The following is a 12370-nucleotide window of genomic DNA, read 5'->3' as shown; positions in this document are numbered from 1 at the left end:
GTAGTGGGCCGCGGCGAAGGTTCTGCATGAAGGCGTGTCCGGTGATGATCGTCTGTGCGGTCCGGCCACCTCGCCCAGGTCACCTTCAACGTCGCCAAGGCGCGGCGGAAGAACCGGCGAGCGGCGACAGCATCGCGGCGGGCTGAGACGAGCACGTCGATGACCTGGCCGTACTGGGCTGAATCTCCGTCGGGCGCGACCAGCGCTGCGGTCGTGGGGGCGTTCCCGCTCACCGCAGTCCCGCCGCCCGCGGGCTGGGCGAGAGCCGTCACGCCCGCGGACGGATTGTGCTGGTGAACGGAAACGCCCGTACCCGGACCGTTGCCGGCCTGCGTGTCAGATCGTGCGTGGTGCCTTCGCGAGGTTCTCTTCCAGCTCGGCCTTGTTCTGCTTGGCGACGTATGCCGGCCGGTCGCGCTCGACCCGCCACGACTCGCTCAGCGGGCTGACATCGACCGCGTCGAACCCAATCCGGTCATAGAGATCCTTGGCAAACGCGACCGCCTCGGGATGATCCGAGGACACCGCCAGCGCACGCCGACCCGGCGTGCCGGAGGGGGAGCCGTCGGCGGTGATGTCGGCGGCGCCGATGTGGTTGAACGCCTTGACCACTTTCGATTCGGGGAGGTGCTCCTGCAGAAGTCCTGACGTGGTCGCCTCGCCACGGTCAAGCTCGCCGAACCTGCCGTCCCGCTCCCAGTAGTAGTTGTTGGCGTCAAGCACGATCTTGCCAGCCAGGGGCTCGACCGGAACGTCACGGAACTTGCCGAACGGCACCGCGACGGCCACGACGTCGCCCGCGGCTCCCGCCTCCTGCGCAGTTGCGGCCCGAGCGGACGGGCCAAGTTCTTCGATGAGGCTGGACAGCGTTTCCGGCCCTCGCGAGTTCGCGATCACCACATCATGCCCCAGCGCGATCACCGCCCGAGCGACCTGGCTTCCGATGTTGCCTGCCCCGATGATTCCAAATGTTGTCACGGTCAACCCAACCCGGATGGACCCAACACGTATTCCCCAAAATTCCGATCGGTATAATATCCTATGGCGATGGCGGTCGGGGCGCGGAACCTCCGTCCGCCGGACCTCTGGGGACCGGCTCTTCGACGCGTCCGCGCTCGGCAACGCATGGAGCCGATCAGGCCCAGGTGACCGAAACGGATATCGGCCGTACAACTCCGGCGCGGTGTGGACAATATGCTCGGGCTCTCCCCCGGCGCCGATGTCCGCGACGAGCGGAGTGATCCGCTCGTGACCGGCAGCGGTCTCCCGGAGAGGTTCGGCCCGCCGGCCGACGGCGAGCACATGGGCGCCCTCGGCGGCGAACGCTCGGGCGGTGGCCCGACCGATCCCTGTGCCGGCCCGGCGACGGCAACGATCCTGGTGCTTTGCGGTGCGGTGCTGGTGGCCATGCCGTGATCGTTCAACCCTGCCGCCACTGGCAAGGTCAAGCGACGCCCCGGTGGGATCCGCTGACCCAAGGGCTCACCGGGCCGGGAGCAGGCTCTGCGGGGGGTGATGTGCGCAACCATTCCGGGCTACGTGGCGGTGGGCCGGCGGACCACGGCCGGCCGCACGGCGTGGAGCCGGGTCCAGGTCACCTGCGCCCCGATGTGCAGAGGCATTGACAGATTTGAAAGCTTCGCTGAGAGTAGCCAGAGAGCGCTCTCTGGGTCCGCCCTCCCCTGCCGCGCTCACCGGGAACCGACCGCCTGCGGTTCCCGCTTTCACCCTTCACGGACGGGACTGTGTATGTCCAACACCCGAGTCAAACGGGCCCGCATCAAGATCGGGCTCATCGCGCTCGCCCTCGTCGGGGCGGGCGCGGTCCAGGTCGCGCCGGCGGTCATCGAGGCCGCCTCCGCCGCCGCCACGGCGGTGCCCGCCGCGCCCCCCGGATTCACCACCACCTGGAGCGACGACTTCAACGGAGCCGCCAACACCGGGCTCGACACGAACGTGTGGCGCTACGACGCCGGCGCCGGCGCCAACTTCGGCACCGGCGAGATCGAGACCACCACCACCAGCACGGCCAACGTGTACCAGGACGGCGCCGGGCACCTGGTACTCAAGGCGCTGCACACCGGCTCCGACCCCAACTCCGGCTGGACCTCCGGGCGGGTGGAGACCCAGGCCGACGGCTTCGGGGCACAGGCCGGCGGGGTCGTGGCCATCCAGGCCTCGATCAAGCAGCCGGACGTCAATACCACCAACGGCCTCGGGTACTGGCCGGCGTTCTGGATGGTCGGCTCGCCGCTGCGCATCGCCGTGCCGTGGCCGGGCTCCGGCGAGATCGACATCATGGAGAACATCAACGGCCACGACTCGCTGTTCTCAACCGTCCACTGTGGAGTTCTGCCGACCGGGCCCTGCAACGAGTACACCGGCATCGGCAGCGGCGAGCGGGCCTGCTCCGGCTGCAAGACCGGCTTCCACACCTACGGCGTGCAGATCGACCGCTCCGTCTCGCCCGAGCAGGTGCGGTTCTACTTCGACGGCAACAACTTCTTCACCGTCAACTCGACCCAGGTCGACGCGACCACCTGGGACAACGCGTTCCACCACACGTTCACGCCGATCTTCGACCTGGCGATCGGCGGGCAGTTCCCGGCGGCGTACGGCGGCGGGCCCACCGCGGCCACGGTCTCCGGCGGGCACATGGACATCGACTACATCGCCGTGTACAACAAGCCCCCCGCGGGCAACTTCGGCACCAACGTCGCCCGCGGCAAGACGGCGACGGCGTCGTCGGTCGAGCAGGCGCAGTTCCCGGCGTCGAACGTGGTCGACGGCGACGAGACGACCCGCTGGTCGAGCACGTTCAGCGACCCGCAGTGGGTGCAGGTCGACCTAGGCACCTCGTACGCGATCAACCACATCACGGTGTCGTGGGAGGCGGCCTGCGCCAAGAGCTTCACGATACAGACGTCCACGAACGGCTCAACGTGGACAACGGTGTACACCAACACCAACGCCACCAGCGACTACTACGACGTCAACCTCTCGGCCACCGCCCGCTATGTGCGCGTGAACGGCACCGCCCGGGCGTCGCAGTGGGGGTACTCCATCTATGAGCTCGCGGTGTTCAGCAACGGCGGCACGACGAGCCCGCCGCCCACCGCGACGCTGCTGTCCCAGGGCCAGCCGGCGACCGCGTCGTCGTCGGAGAACGCGAGCTTCGCCGCGCCGATGGCCGTCGACGGCAACACCGGCACCCGCTGGTCGAGCGCCTTCTCCGACCCGCAGTGGATCCAGGTCGACCTCGGCGCCTCCCACACGATCAGCCAGGTTGTGCTGAACTGGGAGAGCGCCTACGCCACCGCGTTCCAGATCCAGACGTCCGCCAACGGCACGACCTGGACGAACGTGTACTCCACGACGAGCGGCACCGGCGGCGTGCAGACCATCCCGGTCAGCGGCACCGGCCGGTACGTGCGGGTGAACGGCACCCAGAGGGCAACCCAGTGGGGCTACTCGCTGTGGGAGTTCCAGGTGTACGGCACCTGATCCTCGCCACCGCCACGACACCGGCCGGTCGCGCGCACCCGGCGCGCGACCGGCCGGTGTGCAACCTGGCCGGGTAACCCCGGGTCGCGTCGCTGCCATCGGCGATCTGGTGAATGCCGGGGTTAAAAGTGTGCCGGGTTGGCGCTGGCCGGGCCACGTGGGTGTTGCCGCGGGCGCGTACGTCGGGTGCACCCTGGAGCCAGGCGGGGAGCCGACGGGGGGAGCCATGAGGCGTTACTGGACCGGCGCCTGGACCGAAGCAGCGCTGTCGATCAGGAGCCCGGGGTGGCTTCTTGGCAGTCTTGCCGTCCTGGTCATCATCGCGGTCATCGGCGCGGTCATCAACAGCTTCCGTCTTGTGTGAGAGGGCGTTCGATTTGTTCTTGATCTACTAGTATGTGCCTCGCCAGGTAGGGGTGGATTCGCCCGTAATGCGGCGGCTGACGTTGTCGATCATCGCTATGTGGATCATGGCTTCGGAGCTGCCTGGGAGGGTCTCGTAGTCGCGGACGAGTCGGCGGTGCAGCATCAGCCAGCCGAGGGTCCTCTCCACGACCCAGCGTCGTTTGACCACGTGGAAACCTCTGGTCTCGGTGTTGCGCGGGACAACTTCGGCGTCGATACCGAGAGTGGCTGCGTGTTCGACGAATTTGGTTTTGAAGCCGGCGTCCACCCATGTCTTGGCAACGGTGGGATGGGTGGCCTTGACCTGGTCTAGTGCCTGGATTCCGGCCGAATTTTCGGTTGTGGACGCGGCCATGACGATGACGGCCAGCAGTAGTCCGAGGGTGTCGGTGACTACGCTGCGTTTACGGCCGACGATCTTCTTGGCGGCGTCGGTTCCCTGCGTGGCGATCGGCGGGTTCGTGGACGTCTTCACGCTCTGTGTATCGATGACCGCGGCGCTGGGCTGCGCGTCGCGGCCGGCCTTCACCTGGGCCAGGCCGGTGAGATCGATGTTGAGCTGGGCGAAGATGCCTTCGTCGCGCCAGGCGGCATAGTAGTAGTACACCGTGGTGTGTGGCGGAAAGTCATGAGGGAGGTACTTCCAGGCGATCCCGGTGCGGTTGACGTAGAGGATGGCGTTGAACACCTCCCGGACGTCGGTGCGGGCCGGCTCGCCGGTGGGCCGCCGGTCGATGCGGGCCTGCTGCCAGGCGAGCAGGGTCGGTGCGATCAGCGCCCAGCGGGCGTCGGAGATGTCGCTGGGGTAGGGGCGGCGAGCGGTCACGGCAAATATCTACTGTGGACAGTTGTGGTCGAGCCGCAGCCACGCAGAATCGGCGTTTCCCGTCCATGTCTACGTCAGACGGAATCGGAGACACATCTGCACCTGAAGCAGGCGCCGTATCGCCTGATCCTCCACACATGTATAGCCACTAAAGCGGCGAAACGCTCGAATAGTACATGCGACAAATCGGGAATAGCGTGAGATCACGTTATCGAACGCCCACTGAGCGCATGGACAGGCAGGCGTTCGTCCCACTGACCGTGCAGGACCTCAGCGGATCCGTCGCCGTGCGGCTCCTGCAGTACAACGAACTGATCAACCGGACCGTCAAGCGGTTGGTGAACTCCGGAGTCGCGTCGTACACGGCCAGCGACGGCAGCAGCCTGCGTCCCAGCGCTGCGGACGGCTGGTGGGGTCGCTACCTCGCCCTGGCCGGCGTCACCTGCCTGCTCCGCCTCTCCGCGCACTCGTGGGCCACCGACCGCGCGACGCCGATCTGGCTACAGATCGGCTACCGCGGCAAACCTGCAACCCCCGTCATCCTCGACGCCATCCGACCGCTCCAGGCACAACGAAACCGCGTCTTCGTCCGCGATGGAAACTTCGTAGATGTCGCGATCGACCTTCCGGTACACGTTGAAGCCGACGCGGTCGTGGACAGCATGGTGGAACAGATCAGCCTCGCCGCCAGCTACCTCGAATCTGTACCGCGGTCCTTGAACTGAGCAGTATCGCCCAACATGGGCATAATGGCGTCCGGTCGGATGGCACGGAAGGATGCTCGGATGGCCGTGAACTTCGTGTTGACCGAGGCGCGTGATGTGCCGTCAGGTGACCCGCTCGGGCGGACGTGGGTGGGTTGGGATGCGACCGCGACCGACGACCAGATGTGGGAGATCAACCGCGGTGTGTGGAAACTCGGGGACAGGGTCGATCGCGAACGATTCGCCACGCTGTCGTTCGACGGCCGGGTGCAGGTCGTCGCGGAGATCGACGGCCGTACCCGTCACGATGTTGACGGCGTGACGAAGTGGGCGCTGACTGGACAGGTGCTGCGTCCGGGTGACCCGGTCCATGACGCGCTGAAAGGCACGCCCGTACCCCGGCACCGCAATCCGGTGGGCTACTTCGACACCGTGGCGCTCGACTCGATGCCAGCAGCCCAGCGAGCCGATCTGCAGCCACGCGAACGGGTGACGATGGTCGTCACGTGGAACCCCAAACGGTGGAACCCCGACAACTGGGCCGAGGAGGTCTATCCCAGCAACGTCGAAGCAGTCGAGGCCGGCCGGGTGCTGCGGGACCGATGGTCCACCGGTAACCGGAAGACCGGCATCGAGCCCGGCGACCGCGTCTTCTTCCTCCGCCAAGGTGTGGAGCCACGCGGCATCGTCGGTAGCGGCATCGCCGCCAGCCGGATCTTCCCGGACGAGCAGTGGGACGACGAACGTGCCGGCGAGGACGCCAACTACGTCCTCATCGACTGGGACACCCTCCTGCTGCCAGACGACGGACTGCCACACCCGCGTCTGGTACACAACATTCCGGAGGGCGGCGGGTGGGCACCGCAAGCCAGCGGATGGGTAGTACCGCCGGCCGCCGCGACGAAACTCGAAACGCTTTGGGCACAACACCTCGGCCACCCACAGCCGCTCCCCCAGCGCGGCGCGCCACGCCAAGGCTGGCAGATGGATCCTGCCCGCCGCCGCAAGGTCGAGGATGCAGCTCAGGACCGCCTGATGGCCTACTACCGCGACCTCGGCTGGGACGTCAAAGACGTCCGTCACGGCAACCCCTACGACGCCATTGCCACCAAGGGAGACCGAACCCTCTGGCTCGAAGCCAAAGGCACGGAGACCAACGGCACAGCCGTGATCGTCACTGGCGGAGAAGTGCAGTGGGCCCGCGAGCACCCCGGCGACTGCATGCTCGGCATCCTGTCTGACGTCACGTTCCTGCCGGACGGCGAAGTAGATCCGGCTACCGGGACCTTCCGGGTGTTCGCATGGGGCCCAGACAACGGCACCTTCACGGCACGCGACTTCGACTACACACCTACCGACATCCACCGCCAGGACTGACGCACGACAAACCCAGCAGGCCAGCCCCATAGCGATCTGCCGCCAGACCCAGGTGGCCCTCGCTACCTCGCCCACGTTCAACAAGTGGTGCTTGTTCTCACGAACATCGGCGCGCGGTAGACCGGCGAGGTGGTGCCGAAAGCGACTCGGTGGCGGCGACGGTCCAGCCCACGACGTAGCGGCTGAAGATGTCCAGCATCACGTACAGGTGGAAGTACTTGCCCCGGCCGGGACCTTGGAGTTTGGTGATGTCCCAGGAGAACACCTGGCCGGGGGTGGTGGCGACCAGTTCGGGTTTGACCTTCGCCGGGTGGGTGGCCTGGCTGCGGCGTTCGCGGACCTCGCCGTGCTGGCGCAGCAGCCGGTACATCGTCGACTCGCTGCACAGGTACCGGCCTTCGTCGAGCAGGGTGGCCCACACCTGCGCGGGGGCCTTGTCGACGAAGTCGTCGTGGCGTAGCACGGCCAGGATCTGCGCCCGCTCGGTGTCGGTGAGCTTGTTCGCCGGCGCCGGACGGACGGGGCGGGGCCGCATCGGCGTGGGGCGGCAGCGCCGATAGTGCGTGGCCCGGGACTTGCCGAGCAGTTCGCACGCGGTTCTGGTGGTCAGCAACGGCTGCAGCTGGGTGAACGCGGCGTCGATCATCTGCTCTGCTTCGGGTCGTGGTCCGCGTTCTCGGAGAGCAGCTGCAAGAACGCGTGTGTTTTTCCCAGGATCTCCAGGGCGGCCTTGTTCCGGGCAAGGTCGGCTGCGAGGCGTTCGTTCTGCCGGCGCAGCCGTTCGATCTCGGCCTGCTCGCCGCTGCGGCCCCGCTTGCTGGGCGCCGGGACCTGCTGCCCGGCAGCGGCGGTGAGGGTGCCGGCGTCCCGGGCGCGACGCCACTCGATGATGTGTGAGGAGTACAGGCCCTCCCGGCGCAGCAGCGCGCCCTTGTCCCCGGCAGGCAGCCGGTCGTACTCGGCCACCATCGCCAGCTTGTACTCGGCGGTGAACGAACGCCGGCGAGGCCGGTCGGCCCGCGGGCCGGTGGAAGAACCCATTACCCCATCATCGGCCAGGCCGATCAGGGCGTCAGCAACGGTCAAGGTCACGGTCGTAAAGTCCAGTCTCGCCCTGGTCAAGGTCAGAACGGAAGCCCGAACTGTGTCTCACCCGACCCTGCCAGACAGGGGGTGGCGTCGATTTGACTGCGGAAATGGCGCATCTCGGCACTACGCTCAACGCGCAGCAATTGGCCGTGCTTACCTGGATCGGGGACGGCTGCCCGGACGGTGTGATGCAGGGTCACACCTACAAGGCAACCGCGGTGGCCCTGGAGAACCGACGTCTGGTAACGGTGGCCCGACGCCGCAGCGGCTGGCGTGCCGAGCTCACCGCAACCGGCACGTTCTACCTCTCGCATGGCCGGTTCCCGAATCAGCCAGCCGACGCCCGGCAGGCGGGCGGCGGCACCCGACCTGCGGCACCGCAGCGCACCACGGCTGCACCACCAGCCGCTCCGAGCGGCGACGCGAAATCGCCACCGGCGCCCGAGACTGCCGGGCCGGCGGCCGAGCCGACGCGGGCGAAGCGGCGCAGCCCGGTCGAGCAACTGATCGCGGACCTGACCGCCGCAGGTGGCGTGCTGCGGGTCCAACGGCCGCACTACATCGGCAACCAGCCAACCGGGGTGGACTACGAACAACTCATCCGGTCGGCGAACCGGTTCGGCAAGGTCCCGCCCGGCCAGCGGCTCACCACGACAGTGCTGCCGTCCCATGGCCTGGAGATCCGCCTCGAAGCCGCGGTCCCCGGTACCCAGGTCGAGTTGCGTCCCGTCCCCGTCGCGGAGCACGTCGCGCGATACCACCCGGTCGTGGTCCAGTTCCGCGAAACCACCAACCGGCATGAAATCTCCCGGCAGCAGCTGCCGCGCGCACTGCGGCTCCTGCACGCGCTGGTCACCGAGGCAGAACGCCGCGGGCACACCGTCGAGCTCTCACCAGAACCGGCCGCCGGATACGGCTACCGCCACTGGACCGGGGCCAACGACGGGCACATCACCATCAGCGTCGGCGGGCACAGCACCGACCTGCGGATCCTCGAGGAGGGCATGCCCAGCCGGGCCCACTGGGAGCGCACCAACTACCACGGACCCGCCTACACCACCAACACCGGCACCGGCCGGCTGCGCATCGAGTGCACCGGCTACGGCGGCCGGGAAGGCCGGACCAGCCGCTGGTCCGATGGCCAGCAACAGCGCCTTGCGGACAAACTGCCGGCGGTCCTGGCCGAAGTGGAGATCCGCGCGGCCGAAGACGCCCACCGCCACGTCGAGGCCGCCCGCCGCGCCGCCGAGGAGCAGCGCCGCCGCGACCAGGCCCAAGCCGACGCCCACGACCGCTATCTGGAGGCCGAACGCGGACGGCAGCTCCTCGACCAGGCCCACCGATGGCGCTTGGCCCAGCAGGCCCGGGCATACCTCGACGCCGTGCGGACCACGGTAGCGGCGCAGACCACGGGCGACGCCACCACCGAGGCGTGGCTGTCGTGGGCGCAGACGTACGTCGACACGCTCGATCCGCTCCACGACGGCTTCACCACACCCGCCGCGTCGTCAGACCCCACCACCGAACAGCTCCACACCTATCTGACCGACCAGGCCATGCCCCCGTACCGCTGAACCACCTCGTACCGGCCCATACCAAGGTCAGGTGCGCGGACGTGCCGCTGTTGGTGTGCGGTGCCCGGCGGATCCGCATAAGTCCTTGATGGATCAGCCGAGCCACCAGGGTTGGTCAACCCGTCGATCGCTGACGCTCGGCAAGGCGCGTCGACAGCGGGTGGTCGGCGCCGAGCAGGTCGCGGCACACCGTGTACCTGGCGGCGAGCCGGAGCTGCTCGATGCGCTCACGGGACGCCGGGATGTCGCCCGCGACCGCGTGTACGGCGGTGGTGAGGTCGGCGCCGGCGGGCAGGATCCGCGTGAGGATGGTGCGCGCCGCGATGGAGTCACCGTTGGCGTGGGCCCAGGCGGCGGCGTCGATCCAGCTGGCGAGGGTGTGCGCGTGGTGCAGCCCGAGGATGCGCTCGCGGTCCGTCGCGAGTTCGCGGGCGAGCTGGGACGCGTGTGCGACGTCGCCGGAGCAGCCAACGATCTGCTCGATCATGGTCCGTGCTTGCAGGACCCGGGGGCTGTCGGCGCCCATAAGCCGCTGGTAGTCGTCGCGGATGCCCTCAAGCAACCGCAGTGCGGCGTCCGGCTCGTCTTCAGCGAGAAAGGACGCGATGTAATGCCGGGTGAGTACGGTGTCGTGGTGGTCTGGCCCGTAGACCCGTTCGTGGTCGCGGAGCGACTTGTGGAGCAGCGCCCGACTTTCGTCGAATCGGCCGAGCTTGGCTAGCGCGTATCCGTGCAGGCGCTGCGCGGTCAGCGTCGCGGCATCGTCTGGGCCCAAAATGCGCTCCAGGTCCGGGACCAGTGTGCGGAACATCAAGTCAGCTCGTGTGCGGTCGTGCCCGTCGGCGAGGGCCTCAGCGAGGCTAAGCCGGGCGCGCAGCGTCGCTGGGGCGTCCGGCCCGAATGCGTGTTCGCGTTGCTGCCACAGGCCGGTGAGCACGTCGAGTGAGGCACGGCCGCCGACGAGGAGGCGGGCGTAGAGGGCGGCGCCGACGTCCGCGTCGGTGATACCGCCGCCAGCCGCCTTACGAAACGCGAGCACTGCGACGTCGTTGAGAAATCGTTGCGCTGCAGACTCGCCGATGTCGAACGCCTGCGCGGGCGTCGCCCGAGCGATCAGCGATTCCCAGATCGGCTGCGGTACCCGGTCGAGCCCGTCCACATCGATCAGGTAGTCGAAGGCGAGCGCCTCGCCCGCCACGGGTGTGGGCAGCAGCAGGCTGCTCGCGTCATGGGCCGCGGTCATCGCCCACCGGACCGCCTCCTCCAGTGGCTCTGGCCGCAACAGTTCCCCGCCGCGCGCGGCCAAGTAGTGCTCGCACAGCTCAGCGAGGAAGCTGATCGGCAGCGGATCGTGGACACCGGCCCGGCGGCAGTCGACGGCCGCGGCGACGAGTGCCGCTCCACGCGGGTGCCCGCCAGGACTCCAACCGGCGCGCCAGACCTGTACGAGGTCCGGGCCGGCGGCCAACAGTTCGGCGACGCCGAACCGGTCCGCGTGGCGCAACGCCGCGCGGATTCGTGGATCGGCGCTGTGCTCCTGTGCCCGCGCCAGCTCGTCGCCGCTCCAGCGCCGGTGCAGCTCGACGATCGTCGCGAGCCCCAGCACATCGCGGGCGTCTCGCCAGGTACTACGCGCCGCCTCGGTGGTATCAGCGGGCGCGCTGAGCCGATCGAACTCCGAACTGCGCAGCGTCGCGATGACCAGAACGTTCCGTCTGGCCCCGCTGGTGATCCGGGCCACCCCCGCCGCGGTAAGGCCGCCGACGCCGAGGAAGCGTTCGAGGTCGTCCAGCCATACGACACCGCGGCGCAGTTCGGCCGCCGCCGGTATCACGCGAGCCAGTGCATCGCGGTGCACAGGCGCAAGGAACGTGTGTCCTGTCAGGTGTGCACGGATCGCCTCGTACGCCGCGCGGGTCTTGCCTGCCGTTGAATCGCCGACGATGAGGACGAGGCCGCCCTGCCGGACGGCGTCGAGCAGGTGTTGATCAGCGTCGCGCGGCACGTAGGGAGGCACGCGGCTGCGCACAGTCCGGCCGGCGACGTCGTGCGAATACATCTCCGCCGGGTGGACTCGCAGCGCCAGCGGGTCGTCGAGGTCCCGCACACGCGGCGGCCGACCACCCGGGGCACTGAGCAGGAGACTGTCCGGGAGCGCCGCCCGGTGCTCGGCGTGCCGGTCGAGCAGAGTCCGCCCGCGTGCGCCAGCGACGCCGAAGACTGCGCCGCAGATCGACGCCGGCACGAGTACCCACGGGTTGCGGGGCCACAGCGCCACGGCCAGGCCAGCGGCCGCGACGATCGGCGCGGAGACCGCCAGCAGCGTCCAACCGTGCAGCCTTCGCGTCATCATGCTGTGGCGAAGACGATGGTCTTCACACCGTTGCGAACGGTGTCGGGCATCAAAGCGTCAATGACGGTGGCGGATTGGTCTTTGGTGTCGCCGCCGACGGCGACATGTTTGATGCCGGGGAACGTCGCCCCACCCTGGGTTGTGGTGGCGACGAGGACGCTGCATGGCTGCACGCCGAGGGTGTTGTAGTAGGTCGGGCCGTTAGCAACGCCTTTCGGGCCGGCGGTGGCCAGGTGCTGGATTCCCTCGGGCCAGGCGAGCCAGGTGACGAGTACCGAGAGCACAGCCCCGAAGGGGCCAGAGCCGACGAGAGTCTGGCGGCGTGTCAGGTTCGCCCAATTGGCGGATCTGCTCAGGCCCTGCTGCCAGAAGAACCAGGTCAAGGCCACGACTGCGGCGATGCCCAGCATGGCGAAGATGATCGCCGCGGCCAGCCATCGTGTCCAGCCGTCGTGACCCTTCGATCGCATTTCGTCATTATCTCAGAACCAGGCAAGGCGCGTACACCTCGGCAATCAGCGCCGCCACCGAACCGTCT

10 protein-coding genes and 2 pseudogenes are annotated in these 12370 nt (G+C 68.3%); 5 read left to right on the top strand and 7 right to left on the bottom strand.

The window, feature by feature from the left end:
• Window positions 1-336: 336 nt before the first annotated feature.
• Both AB0367_RS18355 and AB0367_RS18350 read right to left on the bottom strand, forming a co-directional pair.
• Complete coding sequence (locus AB0367_RS18355) at window positions 337-978, bottom strand: NAD(P)-binding domain-containing protein (protein ID WP_366227562.1); 642 nt, start codon at window positions 976-978, stop codon at window positions 337-339.
• A 234-nt stretch (window positions 979-1212) separates the two neighbouring features.
• Window positions 1213-1347 (bottom strand): annotated as a pseudogene (locus AB0367_RS18350) (ketoreductase); the annotation flags it as partial.
• A gap of 402 nt (window positions 1348-1749) precedes the next feature.
• On the opposite strand from AB0367_RS18350, the gene AB0367_RS18345 reads away from it, so the two are divergent.
• Complete coding sequence (locus AB0367_RS18345) at window positions 1750-3504, top strand: discoidin domain-containing protein (protein WP_366227516.1); 1755 nt, start codon at window positions 1750-1752, stop codon at window positions 3502-3504.
• Between the two features lie 226 nt (window positions 3505-3730).
• Entirely contained in the window at window positions 3731-3868 is a 138-nt protein-coding gene (locus AB0367_RS18340; protein ID WP_366227515.1) for a hypothetical protein, read from the top strand.
• A gap of 27 nt (window positions 3869-3895) precedes the next feature.
• Here the strand turns inward: AB0367_RS18340 and AB0367_RS18335 are convergent, their stop codons facing one another.
• Entirely contained in the window at window positions 3896-4735 is an 840-nt protein-coding gene (locus AB0367_RS18335) for an IS5 family transposase (protein WP_366227514.1), read from the bottom strand.
• 230 nt (window positions 4736-4965) lie between these two features.
• Here AB0367_RS18335 and AB0367_RS18330 point away from each other — a divergent pair, with 230 nt between their 5' ends.
• The gene (locus tag AB0367_RS18330; protein WP_366227513.1) at window positions 4966-5460 is read left to right on the top strand and encodes a hypothetical protein; all 495 of its coding nucleotides are present in this window, start codon (window positions 4966-4968) and stop codon (window positions 5458-5460) included.
• A 60-nt stretch (window positions 5461-5520) separates the two neighbouring features.
• The gene (locus tag AB0367_RS18325) at window positions 5521-6816 is read left to right on the top strand and encodes a DUF3883 domain-containing protein (RefSeq protein ID WP_366227512.1); all 1296 of its coding nucleotides are present in this window, start codon (window positions 5521-5523) and stop codon (window positions 6814-6816) included.
• A gap of 154 nt (window positions 6817-6970) precedes the next feature.
• Here the strand turns inward: AB0367_RS18325 and AB0367_RS18320 are convergent.
• Both AB0367_RS18320 and AB0367_RS18315 read right to left on the bottom strand, forming a co-directional pair.
• Window positions 6971-7261, bottom strand: a pseudogene (locus AB0367_RS18320) (IS3 family transposase); the annotation flags it as partial.
• A gap of 197 nt (window positions 7262-7458) precedes the next feature.
• The gene (locus AB0367_RS18315) at window positions 7459-7902 is read right to left on the bottom strand and encodes a hypothetical protein (protein WP_366227511.1); all 444 of its coding nucleotides are present in this window, start codon (window positions 7900-7902) and stop codon (window positions 7459-7461) included.
• Window positions 7903-8012: 110 nt separating this feature from the next.
• Here AB0367_RS18315 and AB0367_RS18310 point away from each other — a divergent pair, with 110 nt between their 5' ends.
• Window positions 8013-9479 carry a hypothetical protein gene (locus AB0367_RS18310; protein WP_366227510.1) on the top strand — a complete coding sequence of 489 codons (1467 nt, stop codon included), beginning with the start codon at window positions 8013-8015 and terminating at the stop codon, window positions 9477-9479.
• A 115-nt stretch (window positions 9480-9594) separates the two neighbouring features.
• Here the strand turns inward: AB0367_RS18310 and AB0367_RS18305 are convergent, their stop codons facing one another.
• Together AB0367_RS18305 and AB0367_RS18300 are read right to left on the bottom strand one after the other, a co-directional pair.
• Window positions 9595-11832, bottom strand: coding sequence for a tetratricopeptide repeat protein (locus AB0367_RS18305; RefSeq protein WP_366227509.1), 2238 nt, complete (start codon window positions 11830-11832; stop codon window positions 9595-9597).
• Window positions 11829-12302 carry a hypothetical protein gene (locus AB0367_RS18300; RefSeq protein WP_366227508.1) on the bottom strand — a complete coding sequence of 158 codons (474 nt, stop codon included), beginning with the start codon at window positions 12300-12302 and terminating at the stop codon, window positions 11829-11831. Before AB0367_RS18300 ends, AB0367_RS18305 begins: the two co-directional genes overlap by 4 nt.
• Window positions 12303-12370: the final 68 nt, after the last annotated feature.

The organism is Dactylosporangium sp. NPDC051484 (assembly GCF_040689395.1).
Classification (GTDB): Bacteria; Actinomycetota; Actinomycetes; order Mycobacteriales; family Micromonosporaceae; genus Dactylosporangium.
The sequence above is the reverse complement of the archived record's forward strand: the minus strand, read 5'-3'. Positions and strand labels throughout refer to the sequence as shown.

Excerpts from the sequence above, each read along its gene's own strand:
- AB0367_RS18345 (WP_366227516.1), top strand. The coding sequence starts at position 1,750 with ATGTCCAACACCCGAGTCAAACGGGCCCGCATCAAGATCGGGCTCATC.
- AB0367_RS18340 (WP_366227515.1), top strand. The coding sequence starts at position 3,731 with ATGAGGCGTTACTGGACCGGCGCCTGGACCGAAGCAGCGCTGTCGATC.
- AB0367_RS18330 (WP_366227513.1), top strand. The coding sequence starts at position 4,966 with ATGGACAGGCAGGCGTTCGTCCCACTGACCGTGCAGGACCTCAGCGGA.
- AB0367_RS18325 (WP_366227512.1), top strand. The coding sequence starts at position 5,521 with ATGGCCGTGAACTTCGTGTTGACCGAGGCGCGTGATGTGCCGTCAGGT.
- AB0367_RS18310 (WP_366227510.1), top strand. The coding sequence starts at position 8,013 with ATGGCGCATCTCGGCACTACGCTCAACGCGCAGCAATTGGCCGTGCTT.
- AB0367_RS18305 (WP_366227509.1), bottom strand. The coding sequence starts at position 11,832 with ATGATGACGCGAAGGCTGCACGGTTGGACGCTGCTGGCGGTCTCCGCG.
- AB0367_RS18300 (WP_366227508.1), bottom strand. The coding sequence starts at position 12,302 with ATGCGATCGAAGGGTCACGACGGCTGGACACGATGGCTGGCCGCGGCG.